General features: G+C 57.3%; 24 protein-coding genes. 13 read left to right on the forward strand and 11 right to left on the reverse strand.

Annotated elements, in window-relative coordinates; translation table 11 throughout:
* Positions 1-117: 117 nt before the first annotated feature.
* The 4 genes from AO726_RS13095 to aqpZ all read right to left on the reverse strand — a co-directional run bounded on the left by AO726_RS13095 (position 118) and on the right by aqpZ (position 3,082).
* Positions 118-1,059, reverse strand: coding sequence for a lipase family alpha/beta hydrolase (locus AO726_RS13095; RefSeq protein ID WP_058068507.1), 942 nt, complete (start codon positions 1,057-1,059; stop codon positions 118-120).
* Between the two features lie 250 nt (positions 1,060-1,309).
* A complete protein-coding gene (locus AO726_RS13100) occupies positions 1,310-1,834 on the reverse strand; it encodes a M23 family metallopeptidase (RefSeq protein ID WP_058068508.1) in 525 nt (174 codons plus the stop codon).
* Between the two features lie 25 nt (positions 1,835-1,859).
* Positions 1,860-2,345: a hypothetical protein gene (locus AO726_RS13105; RefSeq protein ID WP_058068509.1), complete on the reverse strand. Its 486-nt coding sequence runs from the start codon at positions 2,343-2,345 to the stop codon at positions 1,860-1,862.
* 44 nt (positions 2,346-2,389) lie between these two features.
* Positions 2,390-3,082, reverse strand: coding sequence for an aquaporin Z (gene aqpZ, locus AO726_RS13110; protein WP_058068510.1), 693 nt, complete (start codon positions 3,080-3,082; stop codon positions 2,390-2,392).
* Positions 3,083-3,660: 578 nt separating this feature from the next.
* On the opposite strand from aqpZ, the gene ubiU reads away from it, so the two are divergent.
* Genes ubiU through ubiT form a run of 3 tightly spaced genes read left to right on the forward strand, consistent with a single transcriptional unit; the run spans position 3,661 to position 6,015 of the window.
* A complete protein-coding gene (ubiU, locus tag AO726_RS13115; RefSeq protein WP_058068511.1) occupies positions 3,661-4,656 on the forward strand; it encodes a ubiquinone anaerobic biosynthesis protein UbiU in 996 nt (331 codons plus the stop codon).
* Between the two features lie 7 nt (positions 4,657-4,663).
* A complete protein-coding gene (locus AO726_RS13120) occupies positions 4,664-5,551 on the forward strand; it encodes a U32 family peptidase (protein ID WP_058068512.1) in 888 nt (295 codons plus the stop codon).
* A 53-nt stretch (positions 5,552-5,604) separates the two neighbouring features.
* Entirely contained in the window at positions 5,605-6,015 is a 411-nt protein-coding gene (ubiT, locus tag AO726_RS13125) for a ubiquinone anaerobic biosynthesis accessory factor UbiT (protein ID WP_058068832.1), read from the forward strand.
* Positions 6,016-6,027: 12 nt separating this feature from the next.
* On the opposite strand, the gene AO726_RS13130 is transcribed toward ubiT, so the two are convergent.
* Positions 6,028-6,705 carry a Crp/Fnr family transcriptional regulator gene (locus tag AO726_RS13130; protein WP_058068513.1) on the reverse strand — a complete coding sequence of 226 codons (678 nt, stop codon included), beginning with the start codon at positions 6,703-6,705 and terminating at the stop codon, positions 6,028-6,030.
* A 130-nt stretch (positions 6,706-6,835) separates the two neighbouring features.
* Here AO726_RS13130 and modA point away from each other — a divergent pair, with 130 nt between their 5' ends.
* The 3 genes from modA to AO726_RS13145 are packed head-to-tail and all read left to right on the forward strand — an operon-like array spanning position 6,836 to position 8,933.
* Positions 6,836-7,588 (forward strand): molybdate ABC transporter substrate-binding protein, encoded by a 753-nt coding sequence (gene modA, locus AO726_RS13135; RefSeq protein ID WP_058068514.1) that lies wholly within the window; start codon positions 6,836-6,838, stop codon positions 7,586-7,588.
* On the forward strand, positions 7,588-8,262 hold the full coding sequence (modB, locus tag AO726_RS13140) for a molybdate ABC transporter permease subunit (RefSeq protein WP_058068515.1): 675 nt from the start codon (positions 7,588-7,590) through the stop codon (positions 8,260-8,262). The genes modA and modB overlap by 1 nt, the downstream gene beginning before the upstream one ends.
* Complete coding sequence (locus AO726_RS13145) at positions 8,259-8,933, forward strand: ABC transporter ATP-binding protein (RefSeq protein WP_058068516.1); 675 nt, start codon at positions 8,259-8,261, stop codon at positions 8,931-8,933. Before modB ends, AO726_RS13145 begins: the two co-directional genes overlap by 4 nt.
* 54 nt (positions 8,934-8,987) lie before the next feature.
* Here the strand turns inward: AO726_RS13145 and AO726_RS13150 are convergent, their stop codons facing one another.
* Both AO726_RS13150 and exaA read right to left on the reverse strand, forming a co-directional pair.
* A complete protein-coding gene (locus AO726_RS13150) occupies positions 8,988-9,647 on the reverse strand; it encodes a pentapeptide repeat-containing protein (RefSeq protein ID WP_058068517.1) in 660 nt (219 codons plus the stop codon).
* Positions 9,648-9,741: 94 nt separating this feature from the next.
* Positions 9,742-11,601 carry a quinoprotein ethanol dehydrogenase gene (gene exaA / locus AO726_RS13155; RefSeq protein WP_058068518.1) on the reverse strand — a complete coding sequence of 620 codons (1,860 nt, stop codon included), beginning with the start codon at positions 11,599-11,601 and terminating at the stop codon, positions 9,742-9,744.
* A 314-nt stretch (positions 11,602-11,915) separates the two neighbouring features.
* Between exaA and pedF the strand changes: the two genes are divergently transcribed.
* From pedF to AO726_RS13180, 5 genes are all read left to right on the forward strand, one after another.
* Complete coding sequence (pedF, locus tag AO726_RS13160; RefSeq protein ID WP_058068519.1) at positions 11,916-12,335, forward strand: cytochrome c-550 PedF; 420 nt, start codon at positions 11,916-11,918, stop codon at positions 12,333-12,335.
* A gap of 5 nt (positions 12,336-12,340) precedes the next feature.
* Positions 12,341-13,237: a substrate-binding periplasmic protein gene (locus AO726_RS13165; protein ID WP_058068520.1), complete on the forward strand. Its 897-nt coding sequence runs from the start codon at positions 12,341-12,343 to the stop codon at positions 13,235-13,237.
* A gap of 108 nt (positions 13,238-13,345) precedes the next feature.
* On the forward strand, positions 13,346-14,101 hold the full coding sequence (locus tag AO726_RS13170; RefSeq protein WP_058068521.1) for a quinoprotein dehydrogenase-associated SoxYZ-like carrier: 756 nt from the start codon (positions 13,346-13,348) through the stop codon (positions 14,099-14,101).
* A gap of 28 nt (positions 14,102-14,129) precedes the next feature.
* Positions 14,130-14,438: an EthD family reductase gene (locus tag AO726_RS13175; RefSeq protein ID WP_058068522.1), complete on the forward strand. Its 309-nt coding sequence runs from the start codon at positions 14,130-14,132 to the stop codon at positions 14,436-14,438.
* 20 nt (positions 14,439-14,458) lie between these two features.
* The gene (locus AO726_RS13180; protein ID WP_058068523.1) at positions 14,459-15,385 is read left to right on the forward strand and encodes a quinoprotein relay system zinc metallohydrolase 1; all 927 of its coding nucleotides are present in this window, start codon (positions 14,459-14,461) and stop codon (positions 15,383-15,385) included.
* Positions 15,386-15,582: 197 nt separating this feature from the next.
* Here AO726_RS13180 and AO726_RS13185 read toward each other — a convergent pair whose 3' ends face one another.
* Positions 15,583-16,458: a WYL domain-containing protein gene (locus AO726_RS13185; protein WP_058068524.1), complete on the reverse strand. Its 876-nt coding sequence runs from the start codon at positions 16,456-16,458 to the stop codon at positions 15,583-15,585.
* A 130-nt stretch (positions 16,459-16,588) separates the two neighbouring features.
* Here AO726_RS13185 and AO726_RS13190 point away from each other — a divergent pair, with 130 nt between their 5' ends.
* Entirely contained in the window at positions 16,589-16,852 is a 264-nt protein-coding gene (locus AO726_RS13190; RefSeq protein ID WP_241492107.1) for a hypothetical protein, read from the forward strand.
* A gap of 82 nt (positions 16,853-16,934) precedes the next feature.
* Here AO726_RS13190 and AO726_RS13195 read toward each other — a convergent pair whose 3' ends face one another.
* Positions 16,935-18,173, reverse strand: coding sequence for an ABC transporter substrate-binding protein (locus tag AO726_RS13195; protein ID WP_058068526.1), 1,239 nt, complete (start codon positions 18,171-18,173; stop codon positions 16,935-16,937).
* Between the two features lie 186 nt (positions 18,174-18,359).
* Positions 18,360-20,507 carry a phosphocholine-specific phospholipase C gene (locus tag AO726_RS13200; RefSeq protein ID WP_058068527.1) on the reverse strand — a complete coding sequence of 716 codons (2,148 nt, stop codon included), beginning with the start codon at positions 20,505-20,507 and terminating at the stop codon, positions 18,360-18,362.
* 263 nt (positions 20,508-20,770) lie between these two features.
* Here AO726_RS13200 and AO726_RS13205 point away from each other — a divergent pair, with 263 nt between their 5' ends.
* Positions 20,771-22,546, forward strand: a complete 1,776-nt coding sequence (locus AO726_RS13205; protein ID WP_058068528.1) for a methanol/ethanol family PQQ-dependent dehydrogenase — start codon at positions 20,771-20,773, stop codon at positions 22,544-22,546.
* A 72-nt stretch (positions 22,547-22,618) separates the two neighbouring features.
* Here AO726_RS13205 and AO726_RS13210 read toward each other — a convergent pair whose 3' ends face one another.
* A complete protein-coding gene (locus tag AO726_RS13210) occupies positions 22,619-23,218 on the reverse strand; it encodes an ATP-dependent Clp protease proteolytic subunit (RefSeq protein ID WP_058068833.1) in 600 nt (199 codons plus the stop codon).
* Positions 23,219-23,298: the final 80 nt, after the last annotated feature.

Raw genomic sequence — 23,298 nt, forward strand, 5'->3', positions numbered from 1 at the left:
CGCATCCTTGCCATGCTCATATCTGCTGTGAGCGACTGTCCGGCGTTGGCGGCCTCCGGCGTGTTGCGGGTCTCCATACAGGGTTGACGCTTGGGGCTCCGGAGGAGCCCCGGTTGATTACAGGCCGGCCAGCTTGAGGCGGTTGGCCTGTTGCCGGTAGACGGTTACCGGGCTGGTTTCAAGAAGGCTGGTGAGGCCGAAGAACTGGTTCACTTCGTCAAGGTGAGTCATGCGGTAGTTGTCGCGGATGACCATACCCATGTGCGAACTGCAACGACCGACGAAGCCATCGTTCTGCGGGTCTTTAAAGGCCCGTGAGGCGACTTTAGTGATCAGGTCGCTTGGGTCCAGCAGGTTGGTGGTCGGGCTGGTGCCGCTCCATGAGTAATAGCGGACGTCGTTGACTTTGTAAGCCCCTTCACCGCAGGCGGTGGTGGGGATGCCTTGCGGGTATTTGGCGTTAAACGCTGCAGCGCCGACGCTGTTGAGGGACTCCAGCGATCCGAGGGAGTTCTGCCCCGAGGTGCTGCTACTGCCGGACAGAAGATGGATCACCCCACCAATCGCATTGACCAGCGAAGCCAGCAGGGTTTCTGCTGTTGAGTCTTGCGGGATTTTGCGGATCAAGTCGGCAACGTCGGAGCCTTTGTGCGGTGCACCGATGCTGGTGACAGACGCCACCAAGTCGGGACGTACTGCAGCAACGTAGCGGGTAGTCGGGCCGCCATGGCTGTGGCCCATCAGGTTGACCTTTTTAGCGCCGGTGATGGCGAGGATCTCTTCGACCTCGGCCAGCAGGTCTTCGCCGCGCACTTCAGAGGTGTTTAGCTGCGAGACCTCTGTGGTGAAAACGCGTGCGCCGTCTTTACGCAAGGCCGATGGAATACCGTACCAGTAATCAATACCAAGCATGCTGTCCCAGCCCAACATGCCGTGGCCCAACACAATCGGGTATTTGGTCTTGGTGTAGTTGCTTGAAAACAGTGATGCTTGGGTGGTTTCAGCGGTCAGCAGACCTAATCCAAGGCAGAGGGCGATGAGTGTTTTTTGTTTTTTCATGAGCTCTCCCAGCAATGTATGGGTTAAGGGTCGAATGCCACCATTCGGGTAGACAGACTTCACCACCCAACCTAGCGCTTGGAAGGTAAGAATAATGTGCGGATTCAGGGTGGGCGCAGATCGTTAGATGGGTAGGTGGGGGGGGGCTGTCGGGTTGTTAAATTGAGCGCAAAAGCGTTGATTCGAATGGTAGCGCCACTGTTTATATCGGTAACGGATGTGCTGGGATTGATGGCGTTCTGATAGTGGTTCAGTGCTTGCTGGCCGCGTTCAGGTAGGCACCGGGATCAATATAAAAGGCTTTTTTAAAGCCTTGCGTCGAGGTGTCTGCCGACAGCGGAGCCGGTAGCACCCTGACGATTGAATAATGCAGATGCGGCGCTTTGCCTTTGGCGTTTCCGCTGTCACCCAATGCACCGATTGGCTGACCAGAGCTGACATAACTCAAGGTCGATATGTCGATCCGGCTGAGGTGTGCAAAGTAGTGCAAACGCCATTTGGGGCCCAGCATGAGTATCACTTTGCCGCCCTTGGAGAGCTCGCCTGTGTACAGGATCAGGCCATCTGTTGTGCTGAGTACCGGCGTATCCATCTTGCCGAAAATGTCGATGCCTTTATGTACGCCCGAGGTGCCCCAGGGTTCGAACCAGAATGACCTTGGGTTCCAGTCGGATTTGCTGGCTCCGGCAACGGGAATCTGTATCCGTTCAGGCAGGGCATAACCCAGACCCAGTACAGCCATAAGTATGAGCAGTGTGATTCGTCGTCTCGGCATGCAGCGTCCGTTTGGCGTTAAGAGATCAGTGGTTAAGGCGTGCGTTGAGCTTGCCCACGACAAATCCTGCAAAAGCCCCGCATGCCGCGACCAGAGTCAACTTAGCCCCGTCATAAGACAGATTGTTTGAGAGCGCGAAAATCACCGCCATCAGTGTGCCGATCCATGCCGCTGACCAGGCTTCATCACGGGCTCTGAGCCAAGGCAGCAGGGCGCCGACGCTCAAGCCTGTTAAACAGGCAGGTACGACGCCCATGGCAAAACTGCCGATCACAAACAGTAGCAGGCCATCCAGAGTAGGCGTCGCAATAAAGGCAAAAGGCAGTGCGATCAGCAGCAGGCCAGCGACCGGCCCGAGCAGGGTGAACAGAACGGTGGTGATGATGATTTCCCGCAGCGCTTCACTGGCGAAGAATCGTCGGTCTTCTGCTTTCTGCATGATTGAGATGATGCGGATAAGCAGGGCAGCCAGCGGGATAAGGAACAGAATAAAGGTGAAAAGTGTCGTCATTGGCGAACCTTACACCCTGCCGCAGCAGGGTGTAAGGCATAACATCAGGCGTTGTCTGATTTACCGATCACCCGGTAGATCACTGCTCCAATGATGCCGCCTACGATAGGTGCAACCCAGAACAGCCACAGCTGTGCGGTCGCCCAATCGCCAACATACAGCGCAACGCCAGTGCTGCGCGCTGGGTTCACCGAGGTATTGGTGACCGGGATGCTGATCAGGTGTATCAGGGTCAGGGCCAGGCCAATGGCAATCGGAGCAAAGCCTGCCGGCGCCCGCTTGTCAGTGGCCCCCAGAATGATGATCAGAAACATGGCGGTCATGACCACCTCTGTCACCAGCGCCGATTGCAGAGAATAGCCACCTGGGGAGTGTTCGCCGTAGCCGTTGGAGGCGAAGCCAGCGGAAACGTCAAAGCCTGCCTTGCCTGTGGCGATCAGGTAGAGCACGCCGCCAGCAGCAATGCCACCCAGCACCTGAGCAATGATGTAAGGCACCAGATCTTTTGCCGGGAAACGGCCGCCTGCCCAAAGGCCTATAGAGACCGCCGGGTTCAGATGGCAACCGGAGATATGGCCAATGGCAAAGGCCATGGTCAGGACAGTCAAACCAAAAGCGAGTGACACGCCAAGCAAACCGATGCCCAGCTCTGGGAATGCAGCTGCCAGTACCGCGCTGCCACATCCCCCCAGAACCAGCCAAAACGTACCGACAAATTCTGCTCCATACCTGTTCATACTAATTTCCTTATCAGACTTGGGGTTTGTCGAACGCTCGCATTTAGGGCTATCCATAAGAATCTGCTCTAAACGACGTGCGGGCTGTTCTATCCCTATTTATAGACGTGTTTATTAAATGTTGAAAAAGCAGCCCGAGAATTCACTCCCCCTTAATGGAATTTGTTGTGACGGCTAATAACTGATCTCTTCATTGAGAAGCCGCTAACCAGAAAAAACAGCGTTTCCGGCCGCTCGTGATGGGCCATAAGTTCCAGCTGGCACCATTGGTCTGATTTGAATCGTGGGGCGGGTAAAAGTTCACGATTTCTGTGAATGGATCGAGAGAAATCTGAATATTTATGTGCTTAGTGCTTCTGGTCAGAAAAATGCCCCGAATCTAAAAGTCGGTGTACAGCCTGAGTCGCTCACTAAACACGCAATGATTCAGAAACCTCATATTGATCTGTTATGAGATCCAGTCGACGTCATCGCTCTCATCAACTGGTGGAGATGCGTTTGACCATTGATCACCGTCAAGGAATTGCACGGGCGAGTGTTTAACAGTTGCAATCTGAGTTCGAACGGGAGGACGAACGATGCAACTGGTCTGTCCGGCCGGCAGCTTGCCGGCGCTGAAGGCTGCATTACAGCAGGGGGCTGATGCCATTTATGTTGGCTTCAAGGATGACACCAATGCCCGCCACTTTTCCGGGCTCAACCTTGATGAACGCCAGCTTGAGGCGGGCCTTAGCCTGGTACGTAAGGCTGGCAAGCAGATGTATGTAGCCGTCAATACGTATGCGCAGCCGCAGGGATGGGGGCGTTGGCAGCGGGCGGTTGATCAAGCCGCTGCGTTGGGAGTTGATGCGCTGATTGCAGCTGACCCGGGGGTTTTGGCCTATGCCCGGCAGCGCTATCCCAACCTCAATCTGCACCTTTCTGTTCAGGGTTCTGCTACCAATGCAGCTGCTCTGGAATTTTATAAGCGCCGCTACAACATCCGCCGGGCCGTGTTGCCGCGTGTGCTGTCATTGGCTCAGGTCCGCCAGTTAGCGGAGAAAACCTCTGTGCCGCTTGAGGTCTTCGCCTTCGGCAGCCTGTGCATCATGGCGGAGGGGCGCTGCCATTTATCGTCCTATGTCACCGGCGAGTCGCCCAACCTTTGTGGCGTGTGCTCGCCTGCCAGTGCTGTGCGCTGGCAGGAGGAGCCACAAGGGCTGACGTCTCGCCTGAATGGCGTACTGATCGACCGCTATGCCCCTGATGAAGCCGCAGGCTATCCCACGCTGTGCAAAGGTCGCTTCATGGTCAATGGCGAACGCTCACACGCGCTGGAGGAACCGACCAGTCTGAACACTCTTGAGCTGATTCCACAGTTGGCAGAGATGGGCATCGCAGCGGTGAAGATTGAAGGACGCCAGCGCAGTCCTGCGTATGTCGAACAGGTTACGCAGGTCTGGCGTGAGGCGCTGGATGCGTATGCTCACAACGGTGCGGGATACACCGTGCGAGAGCGTTGGCGGCAAGTCCTGGAGGGGCTTTCCGAGGGTAGTCAGACGACGCTGGGAGCCTATCACCGATCCTGGCAGTGAGGAGCTTATGAAACTAAGTCTGGGGCCGGTTCTGTATTACTGGAGCCGAGAAAAACTACTCGAATTTTATGCAGAGATGGCCGGGTTGCCGCTGGACATAATCTATCTGGGAGAAACCGTCTGCTCTAAACGTCGTGCTCTTTCATTGGATGACTGGCTCGGCCTGGCCCGTGAGTTACGCAGTGCGTGTGGAGCTGAGCTGGTGCTGTCCGGGTTGGCACTGGTGGAGTCTGGGTCCGAGCTGGCCAGTCTCAAGCGCCTTTGTGAAAACGGCGAACTGCTGGTTGAGGCCAATGATATGGGCGCGGTGCAGATGCTGCATCAGCGAGGCCGCCCATTTGTTGCCGGACCTGCGCTGAATCTCTACAACGCTCATGCCTTGCAGGAGCTGATCGACTGCGGCCTGCAGCGCTGGGTCCCACCTGTTGAGTGTCCGGGCAGCTTGCTGATGGACTGCCTCAGTCAGCTGGATGCTCTGCATTGCCGCCGGCCAGAAGTCGAACTCTTTGCCTACGGCCACCTGCCGCTGGCCTATTCGGCCCGTTGTTTTACGGCGCGGGCAGAGCAGCGGCCAAAGGATGATTGTCAGTTCTGTTGTCTGAATTATCCCGAGGGCGTTCCGCTGCTCAGTCAGGAAGGGCAGCCGCTGTTTACCCTTAATGGCATTCAGACCATGTCTGCTGAGGTCTGCAACTTGCTGGCTGACTTCCCGGCTATTACGGCCAGTGGTGTGGATGTGCTGCGTGTAAGCCCGCGCTATGAGGGCATGGCGGAAGTGATAAGCGCATTCTCGGCGGTATGCAAAGGGGCACCGGCACCGCAATCTGTCAGCGGCTGTAACGGCTACTGGCATGGGCGCCCCGGCATGCTGACGGTTGAGGAGGCTGGGCTTTGACTCGATCCTGGTTGTTAAAGGCTGCTGAGGCTGGCCTACCTTTCGCCCGCCACATGCCGTTTGTGGTGCAGCAGACAGCCATCGAGGTGGCTGCAAGGAAACTCTTTGCCCGGCCGTTGAAAGAGGGCGCGTTTGATCTGCTGCAAGGACGCTGGTTGCGTATCGACGTGAATGATCTGCAACTTTCCTGGACCCTAACCTGCGACCAGGGATATTTGAGGGTGGCTCAGCGGCGTCATGCCGACGTGCGTATCAGTGGTAATTGGCGGGACTTTCTGCTGCTGGCCAGCCGTCAGGAGGACCCGGACACCTTGTTCTTCCGCCGTCGTTTAAGGATTGAAGGAGATACCGAACTAGGGCTGGGTATCAAGAACCTGATCGATGCACTGGACCCGGACGATTTGCCGCACGGTTTCTGGAGTCTACTGCGCAGTGCCGGTCAGGCCGTTCAGCAATCGGGCTGAAGCGCCTCTGATTTAATCCTGAAAATCGGCCAGACGGGCACGGTCAAGGATGCGGATAGTGCGGCGTTCCATGTCGATCAGGCCATTCTCGGCGAGACGATGCAACGTCCGTGAGAACGTTTCAGGCTGAATGCCGAGTTGAGAGGCGATCAGGCGTTTGGGCACCTTGAGTTGGATCTGCTCGCCGTCCGCCTGGACTTGCTGACACAGATAACGCACCACACGCCGGCTCGCACTGGCTTGGGTGAGTGTGTCGATCTCATTCAGGCGTTGATGCAGACGAATGCTCATGCTGCCCAGCAGTTCGAGGCAAATGCTTGGCTGGCCTTCCAGCAGGCTGCGAAAGTGTACTGCGTCGATGCTGACCAACTCACTGTTTCTAAAGGCCGTTGCGGTGACAGGGTAGAGTGGGCTGCCATTGAACATCAGGGCTTCGGCAAAGCACTCGCCGGGAGCGATGACCTCCGCCAGTTTCTCCTGACCTTCCTGCAGTGAACGGGTGAGGGCGATCTGGCCTTCAAGAAGCAGGTAAAAGCGTTCAGCAGGAGCGCCCTGATGAAACAGCACCGCGCCGGATTCGACTTTGCGGCGGTTGGCTAACTGGCAAACTTGTTCAAACAGCGCGACGGGCAAGCGTTCAAACAAGTGGTGCTGGCGCAGGCGTTCCTGTGTGGCTGCGTCGGTCAGCATAGTGAGTCTCCATAATCCCTTGGGTGTGCACGTGCATTCGTTTATTTTGGCCTTTCGAGAATGCCGTGCGTATTTAATTTCGCAGGCAGATAGCGTCATATACGCGCTTTAAGCGCAGCGGAATACCCGAATGCCTTTGTTTCGTTTTCTATTGCTGATGCTCTGCTGCGGTTCCGTGCAGGCCAGCGAGTTGCTGGTTTCGGCGGCAGCCAGCCTGAACCAGGCTTTTACTGAAATAGCCCGCGAGTATGAGTCGGCCCACCCTGAGACGCAGGTGGTGCTGAACTTTGCAGCCTCCGGGTTGCTGTTGCAGCAGATTGCCAAGGGTGCGCCGGTCGATGTGCTGGCAGTGGCGGATCAACAGACCATGGATGCGGCTCAGCAGCAGAACCTGATCACTGCGCAGACCCGCAGGGATTTTGCAGGCAATGCGCTGGTAGTGGTCGTGCCTCAGGCATCAGCCCTCACTTTAAAAGCCCTGAAAGACCTGCAAAGTGCGGGAATCAGCCGCATTGCTATCGGTAATCCAGATGCTGTGCCTGCCGGACGATATGCCCAGTCGGCGCTGGAGAAGGCCGGGCTATGGTCTGCGCTGCAAGAGCGTTTAATCGGTACACAGAATGTGCGTCAGGCGTTGGCCTATGCAGCGCGTAATGAGGTGGATGCCGCATTTGTTTACCGCAGTGATATCAGCACTGCAGCTAACAAAGTGCGTGAGGCGTTTGAAGTGCATTTACCAGTACCCGTGCGATATCCGTTGGCCACTGTACGTAGCAGTCCAAAACAGGCTGAGGCGCAGCGCTTTGAAGATTTTGTTCGCTCCGTTCAAGGCCAGAACATTCTGCGCAGCCACGGCTTTGTGCCGCTGGATGAGTTGCCCTGATGAATGGCATCTGGAGTCCGTTTCTGTTGTCCATGCAGGTGGCTGGTTGTGCCACACTGCTGGCGACTGTCGTGGGTGTTGCGGTGGGCTATCTGCTGGCGCGGGGGCGCTTTCCCGGCCGTGATTTGCTGGACACGTTGCTAACCCTGCCCATGGTGCTGCCGCCGACTGTACTGGGTTATTACTTGCTGGTGCTGCTCGGGCAGCAAGGCTGGCTGGGCGGCTGGTTGAATGATGCCTTCGGCATTCGCCTGATTTTTACCTGGCAGGGCGCAGCCATTGCCGCATCCATCGTGGCTTTCCCGCTGGTTTTTAAACCAGCGCGCACGGCGTTTGAGTCGGTGGACGGCCAGCTCGAGCAGGCTGCGCGTGTATTGGGGGTGAGCGAGTTCGGAATCTTCCTGCGCGTTACGTTGCCCTTGGCTTGGCGCGGCATTCTGGCGGGCATTTTGCTGGCATTCGCCAGGGCGTTGGGAGAGTTCGGTGCGACCCTGATGGTGGCGGGCAGCATTCCGGGTAAAACCCAGACGCTGTCGCTGGCCATCTACGAAGCCGTGCAGGCAGGGCAGGATGAACTGGCCACGACGCTGGTGCTGTTCACTTCGCTGATTTGTGTGGTGGCGCTGCTCATGGCCAGCCGTCTTTCACGTAAACCGCTGGAGCTGCCGCGATGATTTTTGATGTGGCGCTGCGCAAGACCCTGACCAGCCCCGAGCGCCGATTTGAGCTGCAGGCAGAGTTCGCTACAGATGCTTCGCGTGTGGTGATTTATGGCCCATCCGGTGCCGGCAAGAGTGTTTTGTTGCGAACTCTTGCGGGGCTACTCAAGGCGGACAGCGGGCATATTCGTATCGCCGGGCAAACGCTTTTTGACAGCCAAAACAAACTGAATCTGCCGCCGCAAAAGCGCCGCATAGGTTACCTGTTTCAGGACTATGCGCTGTTCCCGCATCTGAACGTAAGGCAGAACATCGCCTTCGGTCTGCAAACCGGCTGGCTGAACCCGGCAGCACGGGTGGCGCATGCTGAGGTTGACCTCTGGCTTGAGCGGTTTCAGTTAAACGCACTGGCTAATGAGATGCCGGCGCGGCTGTCTGGCGGGCAGCGGCAGCGTGTGGCTCTGGCTCGTGCGTTGGTGGCCAGGCCTGCAGCGTTATTGCTGGATGAGCCGTTTGCCGCGCTGGATGCCGATCTGCGTGAAAGCATGCGTGCCGAGTTGGATCAGATGCAGCGCAGCGTGGGGATTCCGCTGCTACTGATTAGCCATGACGAGCGTGACGCTGAAGTGTTTGGCGATCAGGTGCTGAATATTCGTGAGGGCGTGTTGAGCCCCGCGCGCGGTTGAGTGCACACCGTAGCGCCTCACCACCGGTAGTAAGGCGCTGCGCTGACAACCGTGTCAGTCCCAACCTTCCGGGCAGGCGGTGCATCCTTCCATATTGGCATCATTGAAATTGCTGAACTTGAGGCGGGTCCCCGTCAGATCAGCTCCGGCCAGATTGGCGCCGGAGAGTTTCACTTCCTGCATGTCGGCGTGTTTCAGGTTGGCGTCTTTGAGGTCGACCTTGTTCATCCAGGTCATCTCAAGGCTCGCGGCTTCCAGATTGGCGTTTTGCATTTTGGAAGCTGATATCCGGGCAAAGCCTAAAGACGCGCCGCGCAGATCAGCGTTATTGAATTTTGCCGCCTGGGCATACATAGCCCAGCCGTTAATGGCTTGCATATTCGCGTCGGTAAAGTCGGCCTGACGCAGCAGCGTTTGTTGCAAAGATGCACGGGCCAGATTGGCTCCGCGCAGCTTGGCGGTCTCCAAATTGGCCAGATCCAGCTTGGTGTGGCTCAGGTTTGCACCGCTGAGGTCTGCACCTTCCAGATTCATGCGGCGCATGTCCAGATTACTCAGGTCCTGATTGCGCAGGTCGGCTTTCGGGCATTGGCTGGCGACTTCGATGCGGCAGCCGTTGATGACTTTCACGTCATCCTCAGCAGTGTCAGAAGCGAAGGCTTCGCTACCACTGATCATCACGGCTAGGGAGAGAAACAGAGCGTTGTATTTCATGACAGTGGTCTCAGACAAAAAGCGCTAACAACAGTCAGCGCCGGGTAGGGCAGGAGCCCTGGCGCATGGCCAGGGCTCGGTTCAGCAGGACTGATTACTTCTTGTCCCAGCTTGGCAGCTTGAACACCCAGAACGAGCCGCCTTGAGCTACAGGCTTGGTCAGGTCAGCCATATCGCCGCCCCACAGTGGTACAGCGCCGCCGTAACCGGCTGTTACGCCGATGTACTGCTCGCCATCTTGTTCCCAAGTGACAGGCGGGGAGATGATCCCGGTGCCGACTTGGAACTTCCACAGCTCCTTACCGTTTTTAGCGTCGAAGGCTTTGAAGAAGCCATCGCCAGTACCGGTGAACACCAGGTTACCCTTGGTAGCCAGCACACCCGCCCACAGTGGCAGACGCTCTTTATGTTCCCAAACGACCTTACCGGTGGTTGGGTTCATGGCGCGCAGGATACCGACGTGGTCGTCGTACAGGCGCTTGATGCGGAAGCCCATGCCCAGGTAAGCGGAGCCTGCCTTGTAGGTGGCTTCTTCAGCCCAGTAGTCTTCTTTCCAGTGGTTGGCTGGGACGTAGAACAGACCGGTGTCTTGGCTGTATGCCATTGGGTTCCAGTTTTTGCCGCCCAGGAACGGTGGTGACACTTCTACGGTTTTGCCGCGGGTTTCACCCGGCTCTGGCTTCGGCGGACGCTGGCCTTCAACTTCAACCGGACGACCGGTTTTCAGGTCGATGTGGCTAGCCCAGGTGATTTTGTCCACGAATGGGAAGGCGTTCTGCAGTTTGCCGTTGTTGCGGTCAACCACATAGAAGAAGCCGTTACGGTCAGCGTGAGCAGTGGCCTTAACGGTTTTGCCGTCCTTGCCTTTGTAGTCAAACAGCACCAGTTCGTTGTTGCCGGAGAAGTCCCAGGCATCGTTCGGAGTGTGCTGGTAGAACCACTTCACTTCACCGGTGGTGGCATCTACGCCAACCTGGCCGGAGGTGTACAGGCTGTCGTAATCCTTCGGATCACCGCCATCTGCGGTACGTGCCCAGCCGTTCCACGGAGCAGGGTTACCGGCACCGATGATGATGGTATTGGTTTCAGCGTCAAAGCTGGCGCTCTGCCATGGTGCACCACCGCCTTGGCTCCAGGCTTCTTTTTTGCCAGTTGGGTGGTTTGGATCATCCGGCCAGCTCGGTGCTTTGATGTCACCAGTTGGGGTGCTGTCTTTGCCGTTCAGGCGGCCCATGTGGCCTTCAACGAACGGACGCATCCACAGCTCTTCGCCGGTTTCGGTGTCACGGGCGAACAGGCGGCCAACTACGCCGAACTCGTCACCGGAGCTGCCGTGGATCAGCATGACTTTGCCGGACTTTTGGTCTTTAACGATGGTCGGGGCGCCCGTCATGGTGTAACCGACAGCGTGATCACCGAACTTCTTGTTCCAGACGACTTTACCGGTGTCTTTGTTCAGGGCCACAACGCGTGCGTCGAGGGTGCCGAAGTAGACCTTGTCGCCGTAGATAGCAACACCGCGGTTTACCACGTCACAGCATGGACGGATGTTATCCGGCAGACGGTGGCTGTAGCTCCACAGACGCTGGCCAGTTTTGGCATCAAGGGCAAATACGCGGGAATAGGAACCTGTTACGTACACAATGCCGTCATGGATGACCGCTTGGGACTCTTGGCCACGCTGCTTTTCGTCACCGAAAGAGTAGGACCAGGCAGGGGTCAGCTTGAATACGTTGTCAGCGTTGACCTGAGTCAGCGGGCTCCAGCGCTGGGCATTGGTGCCCATGCCGTACTGCAGCACGTTGTTGGTGGTCAGGTGGTCATTGGCAATGTCTTCCCAGGTGACATTCTTGGCCAATACGCTGCCACTCAGACTCAGGCTGCCGATCAGCAGCAGGCTTTGAACGGCACGTGCCACAGGGTGTGGAGTGCTGGGTAACTGTCTTGTTGTCATGGTTGTGGTTTCCCATCGTGGTGAGGAATTTACCGGTCCGGCCTGGGTGGCGACCTGGCCAGTTGATAGTGAAACCAGGCGCATTAAGCCGATACGGAAAAACTCCCGCCCTTGTCGGGAAGATTGCCCAAGCCGGTCATGAATTAGCCTTGCTGCTAAAGCGCGTTAATGGATGGTCGTAAGCCCTACTACCAAGGGAGTAGAAACGGACGACCAAAGCAGAATTCGGTGAGCCCCGGGCAATTCCTAAGATGCTCGCAGTCAAGCTCTGCGTGAGCTGAATTTGCGTGCACTACTGTTATGAGGCTCCGAACATGAAGGTTAACAAGAAGAATGTTTTTGCCCTGCTTGCACTGGCCTTCTCGGCCAACATTTGGGCGCACGGTGACGTGGTTCCGCAGGCAGTAAAAACTGAAGGTCTGGAGCCGCTGGGTGAAGAATGGCGCGACGAAAACCCGTACCGCGATAACCCGCGTGCGATTGAGATCGGTTCGTCCGCCTACAACCAGAACTGTGCCGCGTGCCACGGTCTGGAAGCTAAATCCGGTGGTATCGCCCCTGACCTGCGCCTTCTGGAAAAAGGCCCAATGGGGGATGAGTGGTTCAAAGAGCGAGTGATCAACGGTGCGGTGCGTGATGGCCGTGTCTATATGCCGAAAATGGCTGATTACCTGAGCCAGGAAGCGCTGTGGGCTGTGCGTTCCTACCTTGAGAGCGTGGCTATCGAGGAGTGATCGCCATGCGCCGTCACCTGTTGGTGTTAGGTGTCCTGTTCAGCGTACTGAGCCTGCTGTGTTTACCACTGCAGGCTCAAGTGCGTGATTACGACACCATTGTTGAGTCGGGCTACATCAAGGTCGCGCTGTACAAGGACTTCCCACCGTACAGCTTCCATCAGGACGGCAAACCCCGCGGGACTGATTACGAAATCGCCCAAGCGCTGGCTAAAGGTCTGGGGCTTGAGCTGCAAGTGATCTGGGCACCGCCCGGTGAGAAACTCGACGACGACCTACGCGACTACATCTGGCGCGGCCATTATCTGCGGCCCAAAGAGCTGGCCGATGTGATGCTGCGGGTGCCTTACGACCGCGAGTTCTCCTACAAACGCAATGAACTGGGCGAGCTGGTTAACGAGCTGGTGGTGATGTTCGGGCCGTATCAGCGCGAACGCTGGCAAGTGGCCTATGACACCCGTCGGCTTGAGTCCGTACCCAGCGTGGCCGTATTCCGTACGCACCCGATCGGCGTTGAGGTCGAAAGTGTGCCGTCGTTCTACCTGTCGTACGTATTCCAGGGCTCATTGAGCAAGCAAACGCACCATTACACCAACCCTGAACTGGCCTTTGCCGGGATGAAGGCCGGTGAAGTGGATGCGGTCATGGCCATGCGCGGAGAGATCCAGTGGCTGTACGGCCAGGCTAACGACAAAAAGCTGGCCTTGGCCGAAAACGCCTATCCGGATATGGGCCGCCAGGTCTGGGATATCGGCATGGCGGTACACGAGACCAACCGCCAGTTGGCCTATGCGCTGGAAGGGCAGTTGGAAGAACTGATCCTCAATGGTGAGCTGAAGAAGATCTACGCCAGCTATGGCCTGACCTATGAGCTGCCAGAGCTGTATCAGGAGACTGAATAACAGCGTGTCACCTGCGTAGGAGCGGCTTTAGCCGCGAGCGAACGGCAACAGGGTTCACGGCTGAAGCTATTTCCACAGATTGGTCAGAAGGCGGTAACGGAGGGTGTGATGGAGCTTGATTGGCGTTCATTTCTACTGCTGGCGTTGTTTGCCTTTGCCACTGAAGGCCGGGCCGCGCAAAACGACCCGGTCACCTCGGTGATGTGGGAGTACTACCACGAGCGACTGCTTGGCGGTGAGCCTTTCATCTTTGATGAAAAGGTCAAACTCAGTGCGCCACCGTTTGCCGAAGATGCCCGTCAGGTGCCGATCCAGATTGATGCCACTGCTCTTCAGCAAGATGTGGTGCGGATTCTGGCCTGGGCCGAGCTGAACCCCATTCCGCAGATTGTCGACTTCCAGCCCGGAGAGCAGGTGCTGCCGCGCCTGGCTATCCGTATCCGCATCGAACAGGCCACGCCAATTCGTGCTGCTGTGCAGACCCGCGATGGCATGTGGCATATCGGCTCCACTCATATTGACGCCGCTGGTGGCGGCTGCACCGCACCCAGCGTCGTGCGTGCCCAGCCCGGCTGGGAGGAGCGCCTGGGCGAAGTGCTGGGCAAGCGCTTTGAGCTGGAAGATGCCAGCCGCCTGCGTTTGCAGGTCTCGCACCCGATGGACAATGGCTTGATCAGCGGCGTTCCTGAGTTCTTCCTCAATCAAGCACAGCTACGCGATGCGCAAGGTAACGCGCTGGCCACGCTGGAGCTGTTTCCGGCCGTTAGCGAAAACCCGACCATCAGCCTGGATCTGAAAGAGAAGGGCAGCGCTGAACTGTGGCTGCGGGACAACAACGGCAACGAATTTAAGGCAGCGCTGTAACGCCTGCCGCTAACAGCTAGGAACTCCCATGATCAAAGTCAGCGTGCTGTATCCCAACAAGGCCGGTGTTCGCTTCGACCTCAGCTATTACTGCAACGAGCACATGGAAATTGTCCGCGAGTGCCTCGGCGCAGCCTGCAAAGGCATCGCGGTGGATGCAGCCATCAGCAGTGATCCATTGCAGCCATACTGCGCCATCGGCCATTTGTTCTTCGACAGTGTTGAGGTGTTCCAACAGGCCTTCGCTCCCCACGCCGAGCGCATCATGGGCGACTTGCCGAACTTCACTGACAGCCAGCCGCTGGTGCAAATCAGCGATGTGCTGATGGCCCCTTAGAACAGCCGGGAGATGTAACGATGCGCTGGTTATTGATGGTGGCGTGGCTGGCTTGCTCGCTGGCTTATGCGCAGCTGGATTACAAACTGCAACCGCGCAGCATTGCCGAGGGTGTCTGGCTGGTGGAAGGGAGCACCGATAACTTCTCGGTGGCCAACGGTGGCGCCATCGTCAACGTCGGCTTTATTGTCGCTGAGCAGGGCGTGATTGTGATTGATAGCGGCACCTCCAAACGCTATGGCGAAGCCCTGCGCGCTGCGATTGGCAAGGTGACGGACAAACCCATCCTCAAAGTCATCCTCACTCACCATCATCCGGACCATGCTTTCGGTAACCAGGCCTTCAGCGATGTGCCCATTGCTGCGCTGAAAGAAACCACGCGCTTGTTGGCTGAACAAGGCGAGGGCATGGCGGAGAATATGTACCGCTTAGTGGGCGACTGGATGCGCGGCACTGAAGTGCTGCTGCCAACCGAAACCATTGAGCCGGGTGCCGTTGAAATCGGCGGGCGCAGCCTGCAACTGCTGGCACTACGCGGACACACCGGTGCTGATTTGGCGATTCTGGATACTAAAACTGGTGTGCTGTTTGCAGGCGATATTCTCTTCTATCAACGCGCACTGACCACGCCCAACACACCGGGGCTAGATGTCTGGCTGGCGGACCTTGATCAATTGCAGGCATTGCCGTGGAAACAGATCGTACCCGGTCATGGCCCACTGACCACCAACGATGCGCCGTTTGCCCAGATGCGCGATTACCTCGGCTGGCTCGACGGCTTGCTGCGCAACGGCGCAGAGCAGGGCGCGGAGATGAATGAACTGATTCGCGCCACCATCCCCGAGCGTTTCGCTGGCGTCAGCCTGACCCGCTACGAGCTGATCCGCAGCGTCAGCCATCTGTATCCGCGTTATGAATCGGCGCGTATGGAGCGGGTGGATCAATAAACAGAGACACCTGCACGAAATGTTTACATGCGAAAAGTAGACATATCGTGCGGGTGAGTGCGACTGGCTAAGGTGGCTCCATCACTCACAGGAGGCACCACCATGAACATGCTGCTGTTATCCAATCACCTCGTAGCACTTTTAACCTTGCTGCCAGTTTTTCTGCTGTTGGCGCGGCTGGCTTACGGCGGCAAATGTTACTGATACAGCCAGGGCTGAATCTCATCCAGATTGGCCACCACAATCTGCTGCGCCGAAGCCTTGGCGTGAATCTTGGTCGGGTCCAGCTGGTAGCGTTGCAGTACGTACTGCACCAATGAGCCGCGGGTTTCGATGCGCAGCTGGCCGTCAGCCATGCCGTAATCCGCCTCGATAATCTGCCGCTGCTCGGGCTTGAGCCGTGAGTCCGGCTCGATGATGACCGTAGCCTGCGTGTTCCAGTCTTCGTCCTGCTCGCGGGTGTGTTCGCTGCTGCCCTCCATCAGATCAGGCACGCCGCGGAAGCGGCTCAGGACAAAGTCGCGGTAATCGCGGTTCTTCTCGCAATAAGCCCGCACATGCCAGCGCATGCCTGAATAGATCAGGGTGTGCGGCACAATCAGACGGGTTTCCCCATCCGGTGTGTTAAACGACACGTACTCACACTCCAAACGTAATCCTTCACGGCAGGCCTTGAGCAGCGGGCGCAGCACTTCAGGGCGAATGGTGCGGTCCGGCACTTTCAGCACCTCAGTGTGGGCGTAGGCCAGCGCCAGCCCCTCAATGTGCGGCGCACGTTCCTGATTCTGGTTGAGCAAATGCAGATAGGCGCTGGCGCTGTCGTCGATAAATAGCGGTTTGAAGTGCTTACTGGGTACGTACCCCTTGAGGAACTTGTCGTACTCCAGATTCTTCGGCGCGTGCTCGTTGATGTAGGTGTTGATGTCCTTCGATGCCTGCTGACGGCTGATACCAAAGCTCTGCATCAGGTGCGTGGTGGTCAGGCGGCCCTCCCACCAGGCCACGGTTTCGATTAGGCGATAACGCAGCGCCAGATCCCAGCGCACGGATTCGATTGTCTGTTGACGTTTCATCATCCCTCCATCTGTTCGAAAACTTTACCTGTACACGTAAACACTCTGGATGTGTCGCGTAACGCTACATATCTTGCAGCCATCATTCAAGCAAACCGCCGGTTGGCGGACAGTGGGAGGTGGCAAAACGGTGAACGCAATCTGGCTGATCTGGAGTGTGCTCGGTGGCAGTGTTTTGTTGGTGCTGGTGGCCGTTATGGCCGTGCTTTGGCAGCACTACCTGAACCGTGATCTGCAAGCCGCCTGTGCCGAATGCCGGGGCAACCTTAAACGCTTGCGAGAGCAGCGCGATCAGCTGGAAGAAAAGATCCAGGAACTCAGCGCCGGCCTGCGTGCAGAAAAAGCTCATGTGGCGCAGTTGCAGCGGCAGGTGGAGTTGCTGCGTGAATTGTAATGTGCTTATTCGCGGCTGGAGCCGCTCCTCGGACTTGATAATTGTGGGAGCGGTTCAGCCACGAACAGTTGGTAGGGGGCGCTTATTGCAACTGCAATTGCTCCCCACGTTCCTGCTGCCAGTCATCATCGGTTGGGGCGGCTTGTTCTCCACTCATACGGTGGATGATGTCGAAGTAGTGCTGTTTGTACGGGTCTTTCATGATTTCGTCGCGTTTGCGTACGCGCACGGCGTAGATGCTCTGTACGTTCTGGTGGTCGAAGGCGCGCCAGGTTTGGGTGTCTTTGAGCAGGCTGTAGCTGTGGTCTTCGAGGGCTTTGATCAGTTGTTCACTGTCCAGACTCTTGGCCCGCTGCACGGCGTCAGCCCACTGTTTGACGATGGAGTAGGCGGAGGCGCTGGTGCTGCCGGGGTATTCCTGATGCTCTTTGATAAAGCGGGCTACAAACTGTTTGCCGGCGTCGATGTTGTCTTGCTCAGGCAGGTTCCAGGTCCAGGCTTCGGTGCCGATTACATCTTCCATCACCAGCGGCCCGGCTTTTTGCACCACGCTTTTGGTCAGGTTGGGCACGATGATCTGCATGCGTTTTTTCAGGCCCATGTTGTGCACGAGGGTCATACTGCGTTGCAGGTTGTCGCCTAACAACACCAGTACAAGGATGTCGGCGTTGCTGTTGGCGGCTTTGTCCATCGCGGCCTGATATTGATCGTGCTTGACCACGCCAGCAGGCAGGGCACTGCGGCCGTGGCGGGCGCGGTCGGTAGAATTAGTGGTCAGGCGCAGGGTGTTTTCCATGCTGCGGCCCCAGGCGTCGTCGACGATGATGTAGTGGTAGCGCATGCGCGGCATGTGCCAGGACAGGTATTCGCTGAGCACTTTGGCACTCATCCAGGCGCTGTTGGATTCGCGGAACAAATAGCGGTGGCCGTGCTGGCCGGTGACGTCGTTGGCGTAGCTTAGGGTGGCGAAGTAGAGCAGGCCTTTTTCCCGGGCCTTTTGTCCGGCGGCAATCGCTTCTTCACTGGTCGCTCCGCCGAAGACCATGTGAGCGCCTTGTTCAGCGAAGTATTCGATATTGGCCGCTGCTTTTGCCGCTTGTGAGCTGGTGTTGCGGCTGAGCAATTCCAGCGGTTTGCCCAGCACGCCGCCTGCCTGGTTGATCTCATCCACGGCCAATAGTGCGCCACGGCGCAGCTCCAGTCCTTCGTCTTTGTAGTTGCCGGTGCGTGGGTAGTTAAGGCCGATTTTGATGCTTTCGGCAAAGCTTTCGCCGATCAGGCAGAACAGCAATAAGCAACCGATCAGTGTGGCGCGACCCATGTGTTGACTCCTTGTGGTGGGAGTCTGGTTTGTAAACTTAGGACGGAGGCTTGCGAATGCTCTTTTCAGGGCACTGGGCTAGCACTTAAGTCGCTGCACCCGAGTGTGCGGCGGGATGATGGCGAATTGAAACTGGCTATGCTGTGGTGTGCATGGCGCTGCGACCATGCACACCAGAATGAGGGCCTAGTCCACGCCCATCAGTGGATCGCTGATGCTGTGTTCGCCACTCTCCAGCCGCCCGGCAAAGCGCCGCAGCCATTGCCCGGGGCCTTGTACGCTGAGGTCGTACCAGCCACCACTTAAGCGAACGTCAAAGGTTTGCTCATGCAGACTTTTGGGCGCGAGCTTGGTCTTCCATGGACCTTTTCCGCTGTAGGGACAACGCGCGATGGTGAGCTGCAGTGGCCTGTCACTGGGATTGCTGAGCAGTAAGTGAAGACGGCCGGGGCCCGCGATCATTTCAACTTCGGCCTGTTGACGCTTTAAGGTGCCGCGCAGTTCGCGATGGAAGCCGTTCGGGCCCAGCAGCCATAGGTGGTAATCCTCCTGATTGGACCAGCTGTCATTCAGTGAAAGGCCTGCTTCGATGGTGTAGCGGCGTGGTGTCTCCTTAAGGTTGAGTTTGTTGTAGACATGCAGGACCACGCCCTGAGTGCTGGCATTGATCATATTTAAGGTCAGGCGCTGCAGTTCCGGGGTGGCATCACTGCGTACATTCAGGCGATAGGGCAGTGCGCGTGACGGGCGTGCGACCTTCTGTTGGGTTGGCACCTGCTGCTTGTTGGCCGCTGGCACGGGCACTTGGGGCAGTGCTTGCTGTTGCTTGCGCAGGTTATCTGCTGCAGCCCGCGTGGTGGTTTGCAGTTCAGGTAAGGGTTCGTTGTTTGGGGCGACAAAGTTGAAGGCGCTGGTCAGGTCACCGCACACGCTGCGTCGCCAGGCGCTGATATTGGGTTCCTGTACGCCAAAGCGGCGTTCGAGAAATTGCAGTACGGAGGTGTGATCAAACACCTGTGAGTTGACCCAGCCGCCACGGCTCCAAGGCGACAGAATCAGCATCGGCACCCTAGGGCCGAGTCCATACGGGCGTCCATCCGGTTTGGGTTGGTTTTGGGTGCCGGGTGGCGGTGGGTGATTAAACAACTCATTGTCGTAAGGCACGGTTGAGAGTCCGGCCTGTGTGCCATCCGGGTTCAGTGAGGGTGGGGACGGTGTCGGAATGTGGTCGAAGAACCCGTCGTTTTCGTCGTAATTGACGATAAACACAGTCTTGCTCCAGATATCCGGATTCTCTGTCAGGGCGTTGAGCACCTCTTGAGTGAACCAGCCGCCTTGCACTGGGCTGGATGGGCCAGGGTGTTCCGAGTAAGCCGCTGGCGCCACCAACCAGCTGACTTGCGGCAGCTTGCCGTTGCGGATGTCGTTACGGAAGCCTGCGAGCATGCCTTCGAGGTCATTGTTATTTGCTGCCGGAAGGGTGTTGCCGTTGCCTTTATAAAGCGGTGCGATCTGTTCGTGCTCCTCACTGTAGGGCACGTAGTCGGTGAAGTTGGAGCCTGGCTGAGGTGGGTTGCCGACTTTGATACTGGCGGCGCGGTAGGTGCGGAAGCCCGCCAGCGGGTTGTCGGTGAAGTTGTCCGGCAGAAACTGGTAAACCTTCCAGCTCACACCGTTTTCTTGCAGGCGCTCGGGGTAGGTCTTCCACTGATAACCGACATTGGCCGGGCCGGTGCTGTCCCATTCATTGATCACCACACCAACGCCAGCAGCCGATGCGCCGTTGGAGCCTGTCCAGTGAAACAGACGATTGGGCAAGGTGCCTGCGTGAATCGAGCAGTGATAGGCATCGCACACGGTAAAGGCATTGGCCAGCGCGAATTGAAAGGGCAGCTCCTGCTCACGGTAATAGCCCATTGAGGTGGAGGTTTTATAGGTCGGCCAGCTGTCCATATGGCCGTTATCCCAGGCCTGCTGTTCGTCTTTCCACGTGTGGGGTGTGCCGTTGACCCGCTGGGCGTTACCGCGCTTGCTGTTGAGGTGGTACGGCATAACGATGCGGTCGCTGCCTTGTTGCTCCCATACCTCTCGGCCACCGGGCAACGGAATGGTGAAGCGGTCACTGAACCCTCGCACGCCGGGCAGGGTGCCGAAGTAGTGATCAAAAGCACGGTTCTCCTGCATCAGGATGACCACGTGCTGCACATCCATGAGGGTACCGGTGCGGTTATAGGCGGGGATGGCGAGGGCTTTGCGGATTGATGCGGGCAACAGTGTGATCGCCGATCCGATGGCCGCAGCGCGCAAAACTTCCCGGCGGGAAAAATCAGGCATGCGTCGAGCTCCTTATTAGGGATGAGAACTTCTCGACAGCCAACCTAACGATTCAACGTAACAGCTGTGTGACGGCGCTCGGCTTGTGTTTTTGCACGGTTGTTCGGCCTGCGCCAGCTCTGGGCTGCGGCAAGGTATTGCTACCAAGGAACTAGTTAAATCGGCACTGCGATCAATTGTTGCTCAACGGCTGTAACCCAAGAATCTGCGTTAGATCGGGAAAAATTCCCGGTGATAACAATGAACCCGCAGAGGTAGCCGCAATGAAACACACCGGTCTTCGCCAACCTTTCCTTCTCAGTGCCTTATGTGCTGCCATGCTTGCCGGTGCTGCCCCAAGCTGGGCGGTCACTGACAAGGAAATTCTTGAAGATGGCAAAACCACTCACCAGATCGTAACCAACGGCCTGGGTCTCGAAGGGCAGCGTTACAGTCCGCTGTCCATCCTGAACACTGATAACGTCAAAGAGCTGCGTCCGGTGTGGGCTCTGTCTTTTGGTGGTGAGAAGCAGCGCGGTCAGCAAGCTCAGCCGATGATCAAAGACGGCGTGATGTATGTGACGGCTTCTTACTCCCGCGTGTTTGCCGTTGATGCCCGTACCGGCCGTGAACTGTGGCAGTACGATGCGCGCCTGCCGGACGACATCCGTCCATGCTGTGACGTGATCAACCGTGGTGTTGCGCTGTACGGCGATCTGGTGATCTTCGGCACCCTGGATGCCAAACTGGTTGCCCTGAACAAAGACACCGGCAAGGTGGTATGGCGTAAGAACGTCGCTGACCATAAAGCCGGTTACTCCATCACTGCAGCGCCGCTGATTGTGAATGGTCGCCTGATCACGGGTGTGTCCGGTGGTGAGTTCGGTGTGGTCGGTAAGATCGAAGCTTACGATCCTAAAAACGGTGAGCTGCTGTGGAGCCGTCCGACCGTTGAAGGCCACATGGGCTATGTCTACAAAGACGGTAAAGCGGTTGAAAACGGCATCAGCGGTGGCGAAGCCGGCAAAACCTGGCCAGGCGACCTGTGGAAGACCGGCGGTGCCGCACCATGGCTGGGCGGTTACTACGACGCAGAAACTAACCTGCTGTTCTTCGGCACCGGTAACCCGGCTCCGTGGAACTCCCACCTGCGCCCTGGCGACAACTTGTACTCCTCCTCGCGCCTGGCTCTGAACCCGGAAGACGGCAGCATCAAGTGGCACTTCCAGACCACGCCGCATGACGGCTGGGACTTCGACGGTGTGAACGAGCTGATTTCCTTCAACTATCAGGAAGGTGGCAAAACTGTTAAGGCTGCGGCCACCGCTGACCGTAACGGCTTCTTCTATGTTCTGGACCGTACCAACGGTAAGTTCATCCGTGGCTTCCCGTTCGTAGACAAGATCACTTGGGCTAAAGGTCTGGATAAAAACGGTCGCCCGATCTACGACGACAGCAACCGCCCTGGTTCGCCGAGCGCCACCGAGAAGGGCACCAGCGTATTTGCAGCGCCAGCCTTCCTGGGGGCGAAAAACTGGATGCCGATGGCCTACAACCAAGACACCGGTCTGTTCTATGTGCCGTCTAACGAGTGGGGCATGGACATCTGGAACGAAGACATCGCTTACAAGAAAGGCGCGGCCTATCTGGGTGCTGGCTTCACCATCAAGCCGTTGAACGAGGAATACATCGGCGTTCTGCGTGCGATCGATCCGAAAACCGGTAAAGAAGCTTGGCGCGTGAAAAACTACGCTCCGCTGTGGGGCGGCGTGCTGACCACCAAAGGTAACCTGGTATTCACCGGTAACCCGGAAGGCTACCTGATGGCATTCAACGCTAAGAGCGGTGAGAAAGTCTGGGAATTCCAGACTGGCTCCGGCGTACTGGGCTCACCTGTGACTTGGGAAATGGACGGCGAGCAATACGTCTCTGTTCTCTCCGGCTGGGGTGGTGCGGTTCCGCTGTGGGGTGGCGAAGTGGCCAAGCGCGTGAAGGACTACAACCAGGGCGGAATGCTCTGGACCTTCAAGCTGCCGAAAGACCTCGTAGCCAAGAAGTAATGTTCTGAGGCTCTCGCGTTAAGACAATGGCCGGCATTTGCCGGCCATTGTCGTTTCTGGTCGCGTGCAGTGCTATTTCACGATCTCAGCTTCACGCGTGACGATTTTGTGCACCAAACCGTAATCGACTGCTTCCTCTGCACTGAGCCAGAAGTCTGTCTCCGTATCAGCAGCAATCTTCTCGACGGGCTGGCCGGTGGCCTCTGCGAAGATTTTGTTAAGCCTGTCTTTCATCCAGATGATTTCCCGGGCATAGATCTCCGCTTCCATGGCGCGCCCCTGAAACCCGCCTGAAGGTTGATGCAATAGAAAACGGGTGTTGGGCAGGGAGTAGCGGTTGTGTTTCTCGGCAGCGACGTAAATCAGAGAACCGGCGCTGGCCACCCAGCCGGAACCGATGGTGATGATCTTGGGTTTGATAAAACGTATGGCATCGAAAATCATGTCGCCGGATTCGACATGGCCGCCCGGTGAGCTGATAAACACCATGATCGGCTCGTCACCCAAGTGGGCGAGGGCATGTAGCTGCTGCACGGCTGCGGTGGCCATTTTGTGATTGATTTCGCCGGTGATGAATACTTTTCGGGCGGCAATTGTGCTGTCCAGCAATTTGCTGCTCAGCGAGCTCTGAGCGTTTTCGGAGCTGTCCTTGCTTTGATCTGATAAACGCATTTGCATGTGACCTGTCTGATTGTCCGCAAGCGGGTTTGCTTCCGGAATCGCTCTGTAATCGCGGTTACAGAGCGGTCAGA

The sequence above is a fragment of the Pseudomonas sp. TTU2014-080ASC genome (assembly GCF_001446935.1).
Lineage (GTDB): Bacteria > Pseudomonadota > Gammaproteobacteria > Pseudomonadales > Pseudomonadaceae > Aquipseudomonas.

Bases quoted from the DNA above. Each gene is read 5' to 3' on its own strand.
- AO726_RS13095 (WP_058068507.1), bottom strand. From the start codon at position 1,059: ATGAAAAAACAAAAAACACTCATCGCCCTCTGCCTTGGATTAGGTCTG.
- AO726_RS13100 (WP_058068508.1), bottom strand. From the start codon at position 1,834: ATGCCGAGACGACGAATCACACTGCTCATACTTATGGCTGTACTGGGT.
- AO726_RS13105 (WP_058068509.1), bottom strand. From the start codon at position 2,345: ATGACGACACTTTTCACCTTTATTCTGTTCCTTATCCCGCTGGCTGCC.
- aqpZ (WP_058068510.1), bottom strand. From the start codon at position 3,082: ATGAACAGGTATGGAGCAGAATTTGTCGGTACGTTTTGGCTGGTTCTG.
- ubiU (WP_058068511.1), top strand. From the start codon at position 3,661: ATGCAACTGGTCTGTCCGGCCGGCAGCTTGCCGGCGCTGAAGGCTGCA.
- AO726_RS13120 (WP_058068512.1), top strand. From the start codon at position 4,664: ATGAAACTAAGTCTGGGGCCGGTTCTGTATTACTGGAGCCGAGAAAAA.
- ubiT (WP_058068832.1), top strand. From the start codon at position 5,605: ATGCCGTTTGTGGTGCAGCAGACAGCCATCGAGGTGGCTGCAAGGAAA.
- AO726_RS13130 (WP_058068513.1), bottom strand. From the start codon at position 6,705: ATGCTGACCGACGCAGCCACACAGGAACGCCTGCGCCAGCACCACTTG.
- modA (WP_058068514.1), top strand. From the start codon at position 6,836: ATGCCTTTGTTTCGTTTTCTATTGCTGATGCTCTGCTGCGGTTCCGTG.
- modB (WP_058068515.1), top strand. From the start codon at position 7,588: ATGAATGGCATCTGGAGTCCGTTTCTGTTGTCCATGCAGGTGGCTGGT.
- AO726_RS13145 (WP_058068516.1), top strand. From the start codon at position 8,259: ATGATTTTTGATGTGGCGCTGCGCAAGACCCTGACCAGCCCCGAGCGC.
- AO726_RS13150 (WP_058068517.1), bottom strand. From the start codon at position 9,647: ATGAAATACAACGCTCTGTTTCTCTCCCTAGCCGTGATGATCAGTGGT.
- exaA (WP_058068518.1), bottom strand. From the start codon at position 11,601: ATGACAACAAGACAGTTACCCAGCACTCCACACCCTGTGGCACGTGCC.
- pedF (WP_058068519.1), top strand. From the start codon at position 11,916: ATGAAGGTTAACAAGAAGAATGTTTTTGCCCTGCTTGCACTGGCCTTC.
- AO726_RS13165 (WP_058068520.1), top strand. From the start codon at position 12,341: ATGCGCCGTCACCTGTTGGTGTTAGGTGTCCTGTTCAGCGTACTGAGC.
- AO726_RS13170 (WP_058068521.1), top strand. From the start codon at position 13,346: ATGGAGCTTGATTGGCGTTCATTTCTACTGCTGGCGTTGTTTGCCTTT.
- AO726_RS13175 (WP_058068522.1), top strand. From the start codon at position 14,130: ATGATCAAAGTCAGCGTGCTGTATCCCAACAAGGCCGGTGTTCGCTTC.
- AO726_RS13180 (WP_058068523.1), top strand. From the start codon at position 14,459: ATGCGCTGGTTATTGATGGTGGCGTGGCTGGCTTGCTCGCTGGCTTAT.
- AO726_RS13185 (WP_058068524.1), bottom strand. From the start codon at position 16,458: ATGAAACGTCAACAGACAATCGAATCCGTGCGCTGGGATCTGGCGCTG.
- AO726_RS13195 (WP_058068526.1), bottom strand. From the start codon at position 18,173: ATGGGTCGCGCCACACTGATCGGTTGCTTATTGCTGTTCTGCCTGATC.
- AO726_RS13200 (WP_058068527.1), bottom strand. From the start codon at position 20,507: ATGCCTGATTTTTCCCGCCGGGAAGTTTTGCGCGCTGCGGCCATCGGA.
- AO726_RS13205 (WP_058068528.1), top strand. From the start codon at position 20,771: ATGAAACACACCGGTCTTCGCCAACCTTTCCTTCTCAGTGCCTTATGT.
- AO726_RS13210 (WP_058068833.1), bottom strand. From the start codon at position 23,218: ATGCGTTTATCAGATCAAAGCAAGGACAGCTCCGAAAACGCTCAGAGC.